Genomic DNA, 17,625 nt, shown 5'->3' on the forward strand with positions numbered 1-17,625 from the left:
TCAGCGTCGGTTAGCGGGCAGGCGGCCGGCTTTACTGACGTCATACCACCAGTTATCCAGTCCCGTACTGTAATCAGGTTTCCTCGCAGGATGGGAAAATTTATTCCAAAAGGCAAGGCGCTGGTCGGCGCTGTACCACATCGGGATCATGTACGCATTCCACAGCAAAATGCGGTCCAGCGCCTGCCCCAGTGGCAGCAAGGCGTCGGCGTCACCCTGATGGTCGACAATCGCTTTAACGAAGTGATCAACGACGGGATCCTGAACCCTGGCGTGGTTCCACGAGGACTGAATATAGTCCGACTGCCAGCTAGCCTGCAGGTTACGTGAGGGCGTTGGCATCGCGAGATACACCGTGCTGACCATATCATAGTCGCCGCTGCGCAGGCGACGCAGATACTGAGAGCTGTCAATCTGACGCAGCGTTAAGGTGATCCCCAGGCGGGAAAGGTTATGCTGGTAGGGAAGGGCCCATTCGCTATTGGTGCCACCGGGCAACAGCAGCTCTGCCGTAAAGGGTTTTCCGTTCTTATCGTTCACCAGGCGTTGGTTTTTAACATGCCAGCCAGCCTGGTTCAGCAGGGACATGGCTTTAAGCAGGTTCGTGCGATCGTAACCGCTGCCATGGGTTGTCGGGGGTGCCCAGGCGTCGGTAAAGATGTCCGGCGGTAACTGCGCACGGAAAGGGGTGAGTAGCCGTTGCTGTGCGGCATCAGGTTGGCCCTGTGCAGCATATTTTGTATTCTGGAAATAGCTGCTGGTACGTTTAAAAGCATGATAGAACAGCGTTTTATTCATCCATTCAAAATCAAAGGCCAGCGCCATCGCCTGGCGTACCCGTCGATCCTGAAACAGGGGTTTTTGATTATTGAGCGCCAGCCAGCGCGTATCAATTGACGCGGTATTGGGCATAGATTCTTTCACAATCTGCTGATCGTCAAAGTGACGGCCACGGTACTGCGTTGCCCATTTTTTCGCGGACGTCTCTTCTCGCAGGTCGAAAGCGCCGGCCTTAAACGCCTCAAACGCCACGTTGTCATCCAGGTAATAGTCGTAACGCATGACGTCAAAATTAAAGCGCCCGCGGTTGACCGGCAAATCGGCTGCCCAGTAGTCCTTCACGCGACTGTACTCAATAAACTGGCCCAGCTTCCAGCGGCTGATGCGGTAAGGTCCGCTCGACAGAGGAGGCTGACTGAGCGGTTCGTTAAACTTTTTATTCTGCCAGAAGGTATGCGATATCACCGGCAGCGATAGTAAGCTCAGCATCAAATCTTTGTCGGGTGCCGGTAACGTAATACGCACCGTCAGACGATTAACCGCCTCCATCGTCACGCCGCGATAATAGAGACGAAACTGGGGCACGCCTTCGGTCATGAATGTGTGAAACGTAAACGCGACATCCTCAGCGGTAATGGCAGAGCCATCGTGAAATCGCGCACGCGGGTTAAGGGTGATCTCCATCCAGCGAAAATCAGCGGGATGACGGGCGGATTCGGCAATCAGCGGATAGTAACTGCCGGGTTCATCATCCGACGTGGTAAATAAGCTGTCATACAGTGTGCCGGTGCCCGCCGCCGGATTGCCGCGCGATGCGTAGCGGTTGAAATTGTCGTAGGTGCCGGGCACAGCCTGAACAATTTTGCCGCCCTTCGGCGCGTCAGGGTTCACATAGTCGTAATGATGAAAGTCCACGGCATACTTCGGCGTGCCCAACTGAGCAAACGTGTAACTGACCTGCACCGGGCTGGCGTGCAGCGGGCTGGTCAACCAGCAGCACAGCAGCAAAACAACATAGCGGAACGGCATAAAGAGGGCGGTCTCCTGAACGTTTTGACACCGCAGCGGTGTTACAGGCTGATGGACTGGCTGGTCTGGCGCAGAAAGAACGCCTTGACCTGTTCGGGCGGTAGCGGGCGGCTAAACAGATAGCCCTGCAAATGTGTCACGCCACGGTTGATCAGCCAGCTTGCCTGCTCATCCGTCTCAACGCCTTCCGCCACGCTCATCAGATTCAGTTTCTTTGACAGCTGTAAGACTGTATCCAGTACGGGCGAGGTAATCGTTTCGGTGCCAATACTTTGAACAAACCCACGGTCAATCTTCAGATAATCAAACGCATACTTTTCAAGATAGATTAATGCACTGTGCCCGGTACCGAAATCATCTACCGCAATTTTAATTCCGCGCTGATGAAGCCAGTTAAACAGTGCGGCCGCGTTACTGTTTTCCACCACAGCACGTTCAGTAATCTCAAAAACGTACTGAAAGTGATCGTGCGGCATGCTGTCTTGCCAGTACAGCACATCATCGCGAAAGCTGCAGGCACCCAGATGCAGCGGCGAAATATTAAGACTGATGCAGGTTCCTTTCGGCAGCGTGTGGCGCAGTAGATGTGCATCACGTGCAACCAGCTCAAAAAGGTGCCGGGTCAGGGGAATGATTTGGTTTTGCGCTTCGGCATAACTGATAAAAATGTCGGGTGAGATTGCTTCGCCTGAAGGGTGCGTCCAGCGAAGCAGCGCCTCAATGCCGTAAGATTGCCTGTCTGCTGCTGTGATGATGGGCTGATATTCAACATGAAACTCGCCACGTCGAATGCCCATCGTGATTTCTTTACCGGGACGGCGCACCCGGGACAGTAGCACCCAGCTCATCCCGCTGACAATTAACGCAAACAACAGGCTAATCAGCATGATCGTTTGGTAGTCGCTCGCCGATAAGGTTGAACCATAAAGTGCAAACTGAAACGGCAATCCGTCCATTGGCGTCTGCATAAGGGGTGAGGGGATCAGGTGATTTCGCACCAGCGTGGGCTGCCAGCTTGTCAGGGCAGTATTATGCGCAAGTAACGCGATACCGGTAATTTCGGGGTGAGATGACGCTTTGAGTTGATAAGGTGACAGGCTGACATTCAGCGTGACAAACAGGCCTGACTGCTGGGTGCCAGGTTGTTTGATCCAGATCGCCAGCGCCGGTTTTGTTGGCTGCATTGGCGTTCCGGGCAGTAAACGAATATCCCGTTCACGTGTAGGATCGGTGCGCGGTGAGAGCGCGCTGAGCGGCTGAAAGAAACTGCCCGTCGCCGAGGAGCAAAAGGCATTACCGTCTTTAACCAGGATAATGGCGCGTATGTCACCCGCAAAGGCTGCACGCGCGGTTAATTCGTGATTAACGATGTAGCATTCAGACTTAACTAAGGGAAGCAGCGGAATGAGGGTATCTGAAATAAGGGCGTTCACGCTGTGCTGAAAATCGGTGCTGCTGTCGATGAGCAACTGCTTGTGTTGTTGCTTGCGATGGTGCTGGGTCTGAATAAGCAAAACAGACGTTAACAACAAGAAAAACAAACTACCAACAATCGCGCTCTTCCACGCGATGCGACGAGGATAAGTTGCCTGGCGTATCAGCGCCCGCGACAATGGCATGAAGTGCTTCCCCTGATCAAAATACAAAACTAAATGATGCACAATCGCACACATTTTCGCGTTTGAGAATATAACGAGTCAGTTAGTAATGTCTCGTTATTATTTTGATAAACAAGTATTTTTTTACGTTGATTCGCTGGATTCAGAAAAAAAAACGCTGCATAGGCAGCGTTCTTTTTTCTCTGGCTGAGAGGACGTTCGTTCTACACTAGCTCGGATTGCGACTTAATACCCGACGTGCTTCGCGATAACGTTTTTTCCAGTAATCTTCATTAAGGCTGGAGATCATCACGCCGTTGCTGGTCGAGGCATGAACAAAGTTGTCGTTGCCAAGATAGATACCAACATGACGGCCGGTGGAACCTGCACGGAAGAGGACTAAGTCACCCGGGCGCAGTCTGCTGCGTGCGATTTCTTTCCCTGTTCCCTGCTGTTCGGAGGTCGAACGAGGAAGATCTAATCCAAATTGTTCACGAAAAGTACGCTGTACGAAAGCGGAACAATCAATGCCGCGTTTAGTATCACCGCCAAGACGGTAACGTACACCTTTCCAGCTCGCGTATTGATCCATGATGCGTGTCTTAACATCGACATTACGCACCATCTCTTCGAACTCATCCTGAGACGCTTGAAGTAAAAAACCATTCTGGTTGTTAACTTCATGATTCTCGATTTTTGCGTTATGGGTACTGCTACAAGCTGAGAGGAGTGTTGCCAGCGCCAGAGCGGGCGCTATCCGCCAGATATATCTCAGTATTGGTTGAGACTTGACCATTATTCGGGTTTTCCTTCGAAGTCCTTACGACAAGATTGTCGCCAGCCAGATGACAAAACGGAATGAGATTAATAAGCCAGCCAGAACAAGACAACGCTTTAATTATAAAAATGTGTAAATCACCACAATTTATCTGTTAAAGAATGCTTAATACCGCGACTTCTTTCTCACTGCGACCGAGATTAACCGATTCCCGAGGCCGTGGCGAGTGCTTTTAATCAAATTCTGATAGGTTTTTTTGATACTTATCAAACTTAAATGACTTGATCACTTTATCAACAGGAATGCAAGTGTAATAACAGGATGAAAGGGGAAAACAGACGCTAATTCCAGGCATAGTGCGGGTTACGGGGAGGGCGGCGGCGCGGCTGGCTTTCATCAGACAGGATAAATCCCATAATATCATCGGCTTTAGCGTGATTTTTTGTTAGCGTGCTAATTGTTACTTTGAGTTTTTTATAAGTAAGGGCGGTTTAAAATTTAATCATTAACCCGCCCTCGCTAATTAATTACCCTTGGGGTTTATTTTTGCCCGGTAATTTGTGATAAAACCAATTAACCAGATAATCACTTGCCGGTGTTAATAACCACCAGCTCAATCCCACCAGAACAACAGAAAGCGAACCCACCGTAATATCCGTAAACCAGTGCGCGCCAGCCATCACGCGCGGCAAAGCGAATAAAACAACAATAACTACGCCGACTAAAAACGGGCGAAAGCCAAAATAACGCCACATAAATGCCGCAAAGATCATCAGCATCATGCCATGATCGCCGGGAAAACTGTCCTTTGACGCATCTTTAGCGGGAATGCCGGTCAGCTCACTGACACGATGCACGCCGTCAAAAAACAGCGTCGGGCTGGCGTGTTTGACCGGCAACAGATGGCCGGCCTGATTCAGAACGACCGCAGTCACAAGCATGGTAATGCCAATGGCCAGCATACGACGTCGACCGGTGGGCGTTTCGCGGTACCACAGCCACAGATAGAGCAAGCCCATTGCCAGCAAGGACACGGCATCAAAGCCGCGAAAATTAGTGATGGCAACCAGCAGGGCAAACGCCGGGTGAGCAACCATCTCATTATTGAAGGCGAAAAAAATCCCTTTATCAATTTCAAACCAAAACCCGTGATGAGGCGGTAAGTACCAAGAAAAAAACAGCATCATCCCCAGTGCATTAAGCAGGAGGATGGTGACAAGACGTGTTGCGTGCATAAATCTGCCCCAGTAAAAAAATAACCGCCGACCATAACCATGTCAGCTTAAACGAATCTTCAACAAGGCGGATTGTAAACTATTCCAGTCGGCAGGTGCGGAATGAATCATCTCAACACGGCTGTCTGGCGGCGTTGTGTCCAGCAATGCATAATGAAAATCCTCCCCCTGACGATTGATACTGACTGAGCCTTCCTTTATTCTCAGGAAGCCTTTGACCCGATCTACAGGGGCAAGCCGCGCCCATTCAAGCAGGGGCTGAGCATCAAACACCGTTTCATTGTCAAAAAGCCAGCCGCAGGCGACATAACCCTGGCCCTGATTGAGCGCCCGACGCCACGCGCTCTGCCCGTCAAGACGCATTGCCGCAATACCACTGCCCGGGGGCGTTGAATGAGAGTGATGTGCAGGATGCGGAATGTCACGCGGCGCACCTCGCGGTTTGTCCAGTAAGGCTGGAGGGATACGGCCAAATTCCGTAGCCACAAACGGGCGATCGGCCTGATGCGCTTCCCGCCATTGTGCCAGGCGCTGCTTATCATGGTCACTCCAGCGATCGCGTTTATTGCCAACGATGATGTCGGCGGCGAGGAGTTGATCGCGAAAGTTTTCATTATTGAGGATACGTGGGTCGGCAAGCTGGCGCGCATCCAGCAGCGTCAGCGTCGCCTGAAGCGTGAGCCAGGGCTCATAGGCAGGCGAGGTCAGCATGGTCAGGAGCTGGCGGGGATGGCCGAGTCCAGTAGGTTCGATTAATAAACGGTCGGGTTTATTCTGCTTTAACAGCCTGTTCAACCCAATTTGCATGGGCAGTCCGTTAACGCAACACATACAGCCGCCGGGAATCTCTTTTAGAGTGGCGCCGCGGTTGGCAAGTAATGCGCCATCAATACCTATCTCACCGAATTCATTGACCAGTACAGCCCAGTTTTCCCCGGCGGGCTTATGCGCTAACAGGTGAAGCAGCGTAGTGGTCTTTCCACTGCCTAAAAATCCGGTAAGGAGGTTAACACGTGTCATGCCTGAGGCTCCTGCAAAGCATTATGCGAATATTGTTATAGTATAACAATATTCGCCTGCCGCACGCGCCAGACTGGATCAGTCGGCGCGTCCCATATAGCGGCGCTCTGCCACATGGATGCGAATGCGCTCACCGTTACTGAGATATTCGGGCACCTGCACGACCAGGCCTGTACTCATCCCGGCAGGCTTTGTGCGTGCGCTGGCCGACGCGCCTTTAATTCCGGGCGAGGTATCCACAATTTCCATGTCAACCGTCTGAGGCAGTTCAAGCGCCAGCACCTGTCCGTCCATGGTGAGCACCTGGATACCGGGAATGCCCCCTTCAGGGATAAACAGCAGTTCTTCTTCTATTTGCTCTTTTTTGAAGGCGTAAGGCGTGTAATCTTCATCGTCCATGAAGACGTATTCATCACCATCAATATAAGAGAAGGTGACGCTGCGGCGGCTCAGCGAAATGGCATCAATAATTTCATCGCCTTTGAAGCGTTCTTCTACTTTCATGCCGGTGCGCACATCGGTAAAGCGCATTTTATACAGCGTTGCCGCGCCCCGGGCGCTTGGGCTCTGGACATCAATGTCTTTCACCAGCAGCAGTTTGCCGTTATGGGTGACGGCCATTCCTTTTTTGATTTCGTTCGCTTTTGGCATTGCGGTTCTCGCTGACAGAGTGATAGTGCGCGCAACGTTACTCGCGCGGACGTGAACAGGCAAGACAGCGCGAAAAATTTTGTGCCTGATGGCGACTAACAGGATAAAGCCACCTCAGTATATATCATGGATCATGACGTCATTGGCGTTGCAAACGCGACATCACAGCATGACCGGCGATCGGCGCCTGGCCTGTTTCTCTGTAAAGGTGATGTCAGGGTAAGGCACGTTCTGTTATCGTGCGCGCTTTAGCGGTTCGAGGAGGTAAAAGATGGAATGTCGTACAGACTGTGGCGCATGTTGTATTGCCCCGAGCATTTCCTCGCCCATTCCGGGAATGCCACTGGGCAAACCCGCCAATACCCGGTGCGTTCAGCTTGCGGATAATAACCTTTGTAAAATTTTTGGATCGCCTCTGCGTCCGAAAGTGTGTGCCGGACTACAGCCATCAGTTGAGATGTGCGGTAGTAACCGTCATTATGCGATGGATTATCTAATTCATCTTGAGCAAAGCACTGCACCTTAGTCTCTACAGATGATCATCCACGTTTATGGCGTTATAACCCGGAAAGTTTGTTGTCCCCGGTTACACAGTGGCCGCCTGAATTCATACACGCACTCCACGTCCATAAACTTAATGGTTCTGGCAGTAACCCCACTGTTTTCCCGTCCGGTAAACACCGCGATAAGCAGCTCAGGGCGAGAGTTCTTCCAGCGATTTTCCTTTTGTTTCAACAGCAAACAGCAGTGTTACCACACCGCCAATGAGTGCAATAACAGCAAACATGATGAAAACAAATCTGATGCCGAAACCGGACACGATAAATCCTACCATCAGGGGACCCAGTGACGATCCGGCGCGCAGCCAGGCGCTGGAAAAGGCGGTGCCAACCGCCCGTAGTCGGGTTGGATACAGTTCCGCCGAATAGAGATACAGCGAGAAAGCGATAGTTTGCAATATTGCATAGGTGATACTGCCAAAGATTAGTACCTGCAAAGGGGCTGTTGCGCCCGATACCCAGAGCGCGGCTAACGGAATAATCGCCAGCATGAACGCCCAACTATACCAGCGCTTTCTTCCTACTTTATCGATATTGAACGCACAGACAACAGAAGCGATGACGCCGCACGCAGAAGTGATCCATCCATAGGCCAGGCTGGTTTCCAGCGGCAGATGGAATAAGGTTCGGTACAGGGTTGGAAACCACGTAATCATCCCGTTGTTAATGGTGTAAACCGTAAGCCACAGGCCCCAGAGCATAAAGGTACGCGACTTATAGATTCCCGAAAAAAGCGCTTTGACACCACCTGATGATACGGCAGCAGGGACAACGGGTGTTATAACGGGTTCAGGCAACACCATGCCGCGGCGAAGGGCTTCTGCTTCAAACGAACTCACCACGTTTTCGGCTTCCTGGTGACGTCCTTTTACCACTAACCAGCGCGGTGATTCTGGCATCAGCCAACGTAATGGCGCAGCCAGTGCCGAGGGAATCAGGCCAATAAGAAACATGATTTTCCAGCCATAAACCGGTACCAGGAAAAAACCGATCAACCCGGCACACATCATACCGACAGGAAAAATTACTTCGTACAGCAAAAAGAAGCGACCGCGCTTTTTGGCTCCGACAAATTCATTGATATAGGCACTGGCGACAGGCACTTCCGCACCAATACCCAGCCCCTGTAAAAAGCGAATAATCAGTATTGACCAACCATTCCAGGCAAACAGGCAGGCGGCATCCATGATAACGAACAGGATAATGGTGATTCGTAATACGCCGATTCTGCCTATCTTCTCCGCCAGGGTGCCAAAAAATAATGCGCCAAACAGCTGCCCGACGTAGCTTGCCGCAATGATCAGTCCGACAAATGTTGGCGTCAGTCCCCATTCCTGGGTCAATTGCGGCAGGGCAAATGCAATAGCAATAATCGTGTAAGCGTCGAAAAACGTTGATAATCCAACAACGATACGGATGAGCTTTAAGCGTCGCGTAATAGGTAAGCGCTCGAGTCGTGCCAGTAACGCAGTAGAGTGCGCCGCAAAATGACTCTCGCTAGCCGTACGTGACGCGATAACCTGAATAGTCATAGTTATACCCTGTAACATGGGGCATAAACGTAAGAAAGCGAAAGGACAGATATCAAATTTCAGGCCCTTTACTTACGGTTATTGCACATCTTTAAAGAGAGAAAATAAGCTGTGATAACGTTAATGCAATCGTTTTCACATAGGTTTATCCTTTGTCCTGTATGCGTTTGCGTCAATTCAGCGGTGCAATTAATTGCGAGTGACTTCACACTCCAGAGGCATGTCATTAAAAAAGCGTGAACGGACGCATAATATCAGGCAGCGTTTGGTTGAGATTTCCTCCAAATGCATAACCTAAGCTTTACCGGTGCGGGGCTAGCCGGGAACGCAATCAAAAGCCAGTCGCATAATGTGAATCATGATTACGCTGAGGTGCGCTTGCGGCAAGCGAACAGGCTATTTCGTCCCGACGGGCAGCAGCTACAGTTTGTAGACAGTTATTTGCTACTCAGATTATTACTTGGAGTCAATTGTGGATCAGGAAAGCCAGGAAAAGGACCCGTCAGATAAGCGACTTATCACGATGCGCGATGTTGCTAATGCGGCAGGCGTCAGCATTTCGACCGTATCAAGGATTTTGGATGAAAGGCTGCCACAGTCAAAAAGCGCCTCAGCTGAAAAAGTTCGCCAGGTTGCACGTGAGCTGGGTTACAGGCGAGATTACGTTGCATCAAGTTTACGCAGAGGGGACACCGGGACGCTGGGTGTGCTGGTTCCCCGAATGACCGATGCCGTCACCGCGATGCTCTACGAGGAAATCGCCACCGCAGCCGCACGACGCGGCTATTTTGCGATTGTCGCGACCTGTGGTGATGACTCCAGTCAGGAAAGCGCCGCGGTAGAATCTTTGCTGGACCGACGCGTAGATGGCTTGATTCTCTCGACCTGCCGTTTGGGTGACCCGCTTCCTCTTACGTTACGTGAGCGTGATATTCCCCATGTGCTGGTATTACGCACCGATGAAATCAGCCCTTCTTCCGTAGGCGATGATGAAATGGGAGGGTACCTGGCCACGCGCCATCTCATTGATTTGGGTCATAAAAAAATAGGCATGATTGGGGGGCCTGACTTTGCTTCTAATGCCTTGAATCGTCGCAAAGGCTTTGAACGCGCGATGAACGAGGCAGGCTTAACGGTGCGACCTGAATGGTGCCGTTCGTCAGACTTTAATATCCAGTCTGGCGAAGACGTGGGAAAAGCCATATTGAACAGTCGCTCACGGCCCAGTGCCATTTTTGCTGTGAACGATGAGATTGCTATCGGCGTCGTGGCCGCCGCACACCAACTGAATATTACGATAGGTAAGGCATTGTCACTTGTCGGCTACAACGATATCCCTTTGGTAAGCCGGTTGCCTGTGGCATTAACCTCTGTAAGAACGCCGCTGGAACACATTGCCAGTAATGCAGTTGATATGCTGATAAATGGCAAAAATGCGTCGACCCTCCGCACTGTTATTCCCACACTTATACCGCGTAAATCGACGGCTTCGCCCGATACCTGAGATAGCCTGTATCAGGTATCGTCATGACAACAAATCCTGAAAGCGAATCCGAGATCCAGATCGCAGCAGTTATTCTCCTCGCTGTTTTTTTGTGATGATTGCTGCATTTTTACCCGCATGAATATTGACGGCGCACCGGGGACGGTTCAGATTTACCCTTGAGTGAAAACGATTGCACAAACGATTTCATGCGATCTTAATTTCTATGTTACAGATTTAATTATCTAAATATTAAGGAGTTTAAGATGATCAATATCGATCTCAGGGGATTAACACCGGCGCCCGTTACGCCTTTTACACGTGAAGGCCATATTGATTTCCCAGCCATCCAGCGCCTTGGAAGCTGGCTGGGCAGTATCGACGGTGTGAAAGGGCTTGTCGTATTGGGCCATGCGGGTGAGGGGACTTTCCTGACTCAGGATGAGCAGGCCGCTGTAATTCGAGCTTTTGTTAAATCTGTTGAGGGCAAAATACCGGTGATTGCGGGCATCACGGGGGAGGGCACAGAGGTTGCAGCACGGGAAGCAAAACGGGCTGTCGAAGCGGGTGCAACTGCCGGATTGCTTTATCCTTCACATGGCTGGTTGCGCTTTGGACACCAGGAGGGCGCGCCTCAGGATCGTTATCGCGTAGTCTATGAGGAGAGTGGATTACCGCTCATTCTCTTCCAGTATCCTGATGTCACTAAAGCGACCTATAACCTGAAGACGTTACTTGATATCGCTGCGCAACCTGGCGTGTTTGCAATGAAGAACGGGGTGCGTAACATGCGGCGCTGGGATACTGAGATCCCAGTGATCAGACGGGAACGCCCCGATCTGCAAGTATTAACCTGCCACGATGAATATCTGCTTCATACTATCTTTGACGTCGATGGCTTTTTAGTCGGATACGGCAATATCGCGCCTGAGCCGCTAATTGAGATGATTAATGCAGGTAAAGCACAGGACTATAAAAAGGCACGTGCGATTCACGATCGCCTCATGCCGTTGACTAAGGCGGTGTACCATCGCGGTTCACATATGGAAGGAACTGTTGCGCTTAAACATGCACTGGTCGCGCGTGGGATTCTAGAACATGCGACGGTTCGCTCACCTTTACTGCCCTTAGGCGAAGGGGCGGCAGAAGAAATTCATGCTGCAATGCGTTCGGCTGAACTGGGTAAGGTTAACGGCTGACTGGCGCGCAAACAGGCGGTGCTCATCCTTCGGGCGCTGCCTGGCCACCGAAGGCTCTCAGCGGTTACGTATCTCGCAACAACGCTTTCAATGAAATACTTCCTCAGTCAGCAGGGAACGCGCACTTTTACGGGCAATAACAGCGTTGTTCAACCCTCACAGGAAACCCTCGACTTAATCTGACGGGTGGCCTGGTAAAATCTGTTTCCACAACGTCTTCCCGTTTGTCGCGAAAGCATATTCGTGAAGACCTGCAGGGCAGGTGAGCAGGTAAGGGGCCGCACGTAAAAAAGGAAAGACTACATGCTCTTACTCCAGTTTATTACCGTACTTTTTTTCCTGTTTTTAGGGATGCGAATCGGTGGCATTGGCGTGGGGTTCGCAGGCGGAGCCGGTGTCGTTGTGCTGTGCGCATTAGGGGCGACGCCCGGAGAGCTGCCAATGCTGGTTATGGTGTTTATCATGGTCGTCATCGTTGCGATATCGGCCATGCAGCAAGCCGGAGGCATTGATTATCTGGTGCAGCTTACCGAGCGAGTTCTTCGTCGTTATCCTCGTCTGCTGGTCGTGACGGCACCTCTGTCAACCTGGCTATTGACGATGATGGCCAGCACAGGCCAGGTTTCCTTTGCCTGTATGCCCGTTATTGTGGGTGTGGCGAAAGATCATCACCTTCGACCAACGCGAGCACTGGCTCTGTCGGTGGTGGCGTCATTGCTGGGGATCGTCGCCTCGCCCATTTCAGCGGCGGTGATTTTTTTCTCGGGTATTCTGGAACAAACCCAACTGGGATGGGGTTATATTGACCTGATTACCGTTATGATTCCTGCCACCTTCATGGCACTCATGTGCACGTCACTTTTCTATCTGTGCTGGGATCGCCTACGTAACAGAGATAAACTGGACACCCGGACTCTCTGTAATAAAAAAATATCCCATCATGAATCGTCCCCTTTTGCTAAACGTTCAGTCCTGATCTTTGTTACCGGGCTTATTGTCATCCTGTGTTATGCCATTTTTAGCAGCCCCAGGGTGGGGATCATTTCAGAGCCAGTTTTAAATAGCGGCGAGGCCCGAATTACCGTAATGCTCGCTGTCGCCATGGCCATTGTGATGTTATGCCGGGTCAATGTGCACACCATTCCTGATTCCTCCGTCTTTAAAACCGGCATGACTTCCTGTATTTGCATACTGGGTGTGGCCTGGCTGGGCACGACTTTTATGAACAGCAATCGCATCTTTATACAGGACATCGTCGCCAGCTATTTTACGGACTCTGTTGTGCTACTGGCACTCATCATTATGCTCGTCTCCTGTTTTCTCTATTCTCAGGCCGCCTCAACCAAAATTTTGTTTCCAATGGCGCTAAGCATGGGTATTGCACCCGCAGCGCTCATCGCCTGCTTTCCGGCCACTGCTTCTCTGTTTATCCTGCCCAATTACCCCACGCTACTGGCTGCCGTCACGCTGGACGACACCGGATCGACACAGCTAGGACGCCGGATAATTGATCATCCTTTTTTTGTTCCCGGATTACTGGCAACGTTATTATCGATGCTGTTTTCCCTTTGGCTGGCTGTTCTTATTCATCCCTGAATGCCAACGTAAGGGTGTTAGCAACAGTCTGTGCAGATTTGCCAGCGCTTAAACGGGCAGGACGCGCTGGCGCATCGTTTCCGTTGTTCGTCAATCGCACTTCTCTCTCTGAAAAGCTGACGTTGCTGAAATTCCCTACTGTAAATCGACCTGATGTCGTCCAGACTTCAGCACGCTTTTTTAAGATTCTCCTGCGACCTCACTGAATTGTGCGTAATGTCAAAGATCTGTTACGTCGTTAACGCATTTTCTTGCCTGCGGCACGTCACTCCATCACAATTCTTGAAACGTTTCAGCGTTGCTCTGGCAACCTTCGTTGCCGCTAACAGCATTTTTAAACACCAGTTAGCTGAAACGATTCAATCAGCAAGCGAGGAGAATTATGTTCCAGCTCGAATTGCAGGCCATCCATACCGGAGCCAGCGCCCAAAATAAAGAAGATGCGATTCGTCAGGTTGCGGCGGCACTTACTGCTGCAGGTAATGTGGCGGAAGGTTATGTCAACGGTATGCTGGCACGTGAGCAGCAGACCTCTACCTTTCTGGGGAGTGGTATTGCCATTCCTCATGGCACCACCGACACGCGCGATCTGGTACTCAAAACCGGCGTTCAGGTCTTTCAGTTCCCGCAGGGCATTGCCTGGGGCGACGATCAGACCGCCTATGTCGCGATTGGTATTGCGGCCAAATCCGATGAACACCTGGCCTTGTTACGTCAGCTTACGCATGTGCTGAGTGATGACGCTGTTGCCGAACAGCTTAAAACGGCCTCAGCGGAAGATCTGCGTGCGCTGCTGATGGGTGAGAAGCAGCCCGCGGCGTTCAGCTTTGACACCTCACTGATTACCCTCGACGTCAACGCACGTGATTTGATGACGTTGCAGGCCTTAAATGCCGGGCGTTTACAGGCGGCGGGCGTGGTTGATGCCAGCTATGTCGCGGATGTGGTGTCGCGTCATCCTCTGAGTCTGGGACAGGGCATCTGGCTCAGTGACAGCGGTAAAGGCAATCTGCAAAGCGGCGTAGCCGTTAGCCGTACAGCGAGCGCGTTTGAGCACCAGGGCGAACCGGTCAACATGCTGATAAGCGTGGCAGCCGTTAATGAGCGTCCACTGGACGTGCTGGGCTACCTCAGCGCGTTGCTGCAGAGTAATAAGGCCGATCGTTTATTAAAAGCGGATGCGGCAGGTGTTTATGCTCTGCTGACCAGCGAAGTCGACGAGCAGGCGGACCAACTGACTGCAGAATTCACGATCCGCAATGAGCATGGCTTACATGCGCGTCCGGGTACGGCACTGGTGAGCGTTATCAAGCAGTTTAACAGTGAGATCACGATTACGAACCTCGACGGCAGCGGCAAACCGGCGAACGGACGCAGCCTGATGAAAGTGGTCGCGCTGGGCGTGAAAAAAGGCCATCGACTGCGTTTCACTGCCAGTGGTGATGATGCACAGCAGGCATTAGATGCCATCGAAGAAGCGATCAACAGCGGATTAGGTGAGGGGGCAGCATGACCAGACGTGTGGCAACTATCACGTTGAATCCTGCGTACGACCTGGTCGGCTTTACGCCTGAAATTGAGCGCGGTGAAGTGAACCTGGTGAAAACCACCGGATTGCATGCTGCCGGTAAAGGCATCAATGTTGCCAAAGTGCTGAAAGATCTGGGAATTGATGTCACCGTAGGGGGCTTTCTGGGGAAAGATAACCAGGATGGTTTCCAACAGCTGTTCAGTGAACTGGGGATTGCTAACCGCTTTCAGGTGGTCAATGGCCGTACCCGCATCAACGTCAAGCTCACCGAGCAAAACGGGGACGTTACCGATCTCAACTTTTCCGGCTTCAGGGTGACCGCGCAGGACTGGGATCGTTTTACCAGCGATTCATTAACCTGGCTGGGTCAGTTCGACATGGTTTGCGTCAGCGGCAGCCTGCCGGAAGGTGTCGATCCTGACGCCTTTACCCGCTGGATGACTGAACTGCGCACCCATTGCCCTTGCATTATCTTCGACAGCAGCCGTGAAGCGCTGGTCGCAGGCCTGAAGGCCGCACCATGGCTCGTCAAACCCAACCGTCGCGAGCTGGAAATCTGGGCGGGACGTAAACTCCCTACGTTGCAGGATGTGATTAACGCAGCGCACGAGTTGCGTGAGCAGGGCATTGCACATGTGGTGATTTCTCTGGGTGCAGAAGGCGCACTTTGGGTCAATGCCTCAGGTGAATGGATTGCTAAACCGCCGGTGTGCGAGGTTGTCAGCACCGTTGGGGCAGGTGACTCCATGGTAGGTGGCCTGATTTATGGCCTGTTAATGCGTGAATCCAGTGAACATACGTTACGTCTGGCTACTGCGGTAGCCGCGATGGCCGTGAGCCAGAGCAACGTTGGCGTTACCGATCGTACCCAGTTGGCCGCAATGATGGCGCGCGTCGACTTACAACCCGTTAACTAACAGCAGGAGAGCGATAGTGAAAACGCTGCTGATAAAAGATCCTTCAACAGGACTGGCCTCTGCCTACATGGCAAAAAAACGTCTGGCTGCGGCTGCTGCGCAGGCGGGTTTGACGCTAACAGAAAACCCGGCGGAAGCCGAACTGGTGATTGTCACCGGTCAACATGTGCCTGACGATGGTGCGCTGAACGGAAAATCCGTCTGGCTGGGCGATGTTCAACAGGCGGTCAGTGAGCCAGAACAGTTCCTGAACCGTGCGAAAGCCGAAGCGAAACCCTGGCAGGCCCACGCAGCCGCTCCGGCTGCAACCCCTGCTACAGCGTCAGCTAACGGACCAAAACGCGTGGTTGCCGTAACGGCCTGTCCAACGGGCGTAGCACATACGTTTATGGCGGCTGAAGCTATTCAGGCTGAAGCGACCAAACGCGGCTGGTGGGTGAAAGTTGAAACCCGTGGCTCTGTTGGTGCAGGTAACGCGATTACGCCAGAAGAAGTGGCGGCGGCCGATCTGGTAATCGTGGCGGCGGATATCGAAGTGGACCTGGCGAAGTTTGCGGGTAAACCGATGTACCGTACCTCAACCGGCCTGGCGCTGAAGAAGACCGCTCAGGAACTGGATAAAGCCGTTGCTGAAGCGAAGCCGTTTAAACCGTCCGGCGCACAAAACAGCAATCAGGAAGAGAAAAAAGAGGGCGGTGCAGGTGCTTACCGTCATCTGTTAACAGGCGTGTCTTACATGCTGCCGATGGTGGTGGCTGGTGGTCTGAGTATCGCGCTGTCGTTTGCGTTTGGTATTACGGCGTTTAAAGAGCCGGGTACGCTGGCGGCTGCGCTGATGCAAATCGGTGGCGGCAGCGCGTTTGCCCTGATGGTGCCGGTACTGGCGGGTTTTATCGCGTTCTCTATCGCGGACCGTCCGGGCCTGACGCCGGGCCTGATTGGCGGGATGATCGCCACCAGCATCAACGCGGGCTTCCTTGGCGGCATCATCGCGGGCTTTATTGCGGGGTATGCAGCCAAACTCATTAGCGGCAAAGTGAAGCTGCCACAAAGTATGGAAGCGTTAAAACCTATCCTGATCATTCCGCTGTTTGCCAGCCTGATCACCGGCTTGCTGATGATTTATGTGGTCGGTAAACCCGTCGCGGGCATCATGAGCGGTTTGACCAGCTGGCTGGCTCACATGGGAACGGCTAACGCCATCCTGCTGGGTGCTATCCTCGGCGGTATGATGTGTACCGACATGGGTGGTCCTGTTAACAAAGTTGCCTACGCTTTCGGTGTCGGTCTGCTGAGTTCACAAACCTATGCACCGATGGCCGCCATTATGGCTGCGGGTATGGTGCCACCGCTGGCAATGGGGCTGGCGACGCTGGTTGCCCGTCGTAAATTCAATAAAGGTCAGCAGGAAGGAGGTAAAGCCGCGCTGGTTCTGGGCCTGTGCTTTATCTCAGAAGGTGCGATTCCGTTTGCCGCTCGTGACCCCATGCGTGTCCTGCCATGCTGTATCGTCGGCGGTGCGGTGACCGGTGCCACTTCTATGGCGATTGGTGCCAAACTGATGGCACCGCACGGCGGCCTGTTCGTGCTGTTGATTCCAGGTGCAATTACCCCGGTACTGGGTTACCTGCTGTCGATTGTTATCGGCACAGCCATTGCCGGATTAGGATATGCGGTGCTGAAACGCCCGGAAGAAGAACTGGCGAAGGCCTGATC

Annotated in this window: 14 protein-coding genes; 7 read left to right on the plus strand and 7 right to left on the minus strand. The window is 52.2% G+C overall.

What is annotated here, in order from left to right:
- The 6 genes from C1N59_RS06955 to yeiP form a co-directional block, all read right to left on the minus strand.
- Complete coding sequence (locus C1N59_RS06955; protein WP_006119965.1) at positions 1 to 1,809, minus strand: extracellular solute-binding protein; 1,809 nt, start codon at positions 1,807 to 1,809, stop codon at positions 1 to 3.
- Positions 1,810 to 1,850: 41 nt separating this feature from the next.
- On the minus strand, positions 1,851 to 3,428 hold the full coding sequence (locus tag C1N59_RS06960) for a cyclic di-GMP phosphodiesterase (protein ID WP_033740578.1): 1,578 nt from the start codon (positions 3,426 to 3,428) through the stop codon (positions 1,851 to 1,853).
- A 208-nt stretch (positions 3,429 to 3,636) separates the two neighbouring features.
- The gene (gene mepS, locus C1N59_RS06965) at positions 3,637 to 4,203 is read right to left on the minus strand and encodes a bifunctional murein DD-endopeptidase/murein LD-carboxypeptidase (protein ID WP_006119961.1); all 567 of its coding nucleotides are present in this window, start codon (positions 4,201 to 4,203) and stop codon (positions 3,637 to 3,639) included.
- Positions 4,204 to 4,712: 509 nt separating this feature from the next.
- The gene (locus C1N59_RS06970; RefSeq protein ID WP_006119960.1) at positions 4,713 to 5,420 is read right to left on the minus strand and encodes a phosphatase PAP2 family protein; all 708 of its coding nucleotides are present in this window, start codon (positions 5,418 to 5,420) and stop codon (positions 4,713 to 4,715) included.
- 42 nt (positions 5,421 to 5,462) lie between these two features.
- Positions 5,463 to 6,440: a CobW family GTP-binding protein gene (locus C1N59_RS06975; RefSeq protein ID WP_394550457.1), complete on the minus strand. Its 978-nt coding sequence runs from the start codon at positions 6,438 to 6,440 to the stop codon at positions 5,463 to 5,465.
- A gap of 78 nt (positions 6,441 to 6,518) precedes the next feature.
- Complete coding sequence (gene yeiP, locus C1N59_RS06980; protein ID WP_006119958.1) at positions 6,519 to 7,091, minus strand: elongation factor P-like protein YeiP; 573 nt, start codon at positions 7,089 to 7,091, stop codon at positions 6,519 to 6,521.
- A gap of 271 nt (positions 7,092 to 7,362) precedes the next feature.
- Between yeiP and C1N59_RS06985 the strand changes: the two genes are divergently transcribed.
- A complete protein-coding gene (locus C1N59_RS06985) occupies positions 7,363 to 7,617 on the plus strand; it encodes a YkgJ family cysteine cluster protein (RefSeq protein WP_072193592.1) in 255 nt (84 codons plus the stop codon).
- 168 nt (positions 7,618 to 7,785) lie between these two features.
- Here the strand turns inward: C1N59_RS06985 and C1N59_RS06990 are convergent, their stop codons facing one another.
- Entirely contained in the window at positions 7,786 to 9,183 is a 1,398-nt protein-coding gene (locus C1N59_RS06990) for an MFS transporter (protein WP_394550458.1), read from the minus strand.
- A gap of 472 nt (positions 9,184 to 9,655) precedes the next feature.
- Here C1N59_RS06990 and C1N59_RS06995 point away from each other — a divergent pair, with 472 nt between their 5' ends.
- From C1N59_RS06995 to fruA, 6 genes are all read left to right on the plus strand, one after another.
- Positions 9,656 to 10,687, plus strand: coding sequence for a LacI family DNA-binding transcriptional regulator (locus tag C1N59_RS06995; RefSeq protein ID WP_394550459.1), 1,032 nt, complete (start codon positions 9,656 to 9,658; stop codon positions 10,685 to 10,687).
- A gap of 245 nt (positions 10,688 to 10,932) precedes the next feature.
- Positions 10,933 to 11,865 carry a dihydrodipicolinate synthase family protein gene (locus tag C1N59_RS07000; RefSeq protein WP_394550460.1) on the plus strand — a complete coding sequence of 311 codons (933 nt, stop codon included), beginning with the start codon at positions 10,933 to 10,935 and terminating at the stop codon, positions 11,863 to 11,865.
- Between the two features lie 303 nt (positions 11,866 to 12,168).
- On the plus strand, positions 12,169 to 13,461 hold the full coding sequence (locus C1N59_RS07005) for an anaerobic C4-dicarboxylate transporter family protein (protein ID WP_394550461.1): 1,293 nt from the start codon (positions 12,169 to 12,171) through the stop codon (positions 13,459 to 13,461).
- A 382-nt stretch (positions 13,462 to 13,843) separates the two neighbouring features.
- Positions 13,844 to 14,974, plus strand: a complete 1,131-nt coding sequence (fruB, locus tag C1N59_RS07010) for a fused PTS fructose transporter subunit IIA/HPr protein (RefSeq protein ID WP_394550462.1) — start codon at positions 13,844 to 13,846, stop codon at positions 14,972 to 14,974.
- Positions 14,971 to 15,909 (plus strand): 1-phosphofructokinase, encoded by a 939-nt coding sequence (gene fruK / locus C1N59_RS07015; RefSeq protein ID WP_394550463.1) that lies wholly within the window; start codon positions 14,971 to 14,973, stop codon positions 15,907 to 15,909. Before fruB ends, fruK begins: the two co-directional genes overlap by 4 nt.
- Before the next feature lie 16 nt (positions 15,910 to 15,925).
- On the plus strand, positions 15,926 to 17,623 hold the full coding sequence (fruA, locus tag C1N59_RS07020; RefSeq protein ID WP_394550464.1) for a PTS fructose transporter subunit IIBC: 1,698 nt from the start codon (positions 15,926 to 15,928) through the stop codon (positions 17,621 to 17,623).
- The last annotated feature ends 2 nt before the right edge of the window (positions 17,624 to 17,625 follow it).

This window comes from Pantoea sp. SGAir0183, from assembly GCF_043545505.1.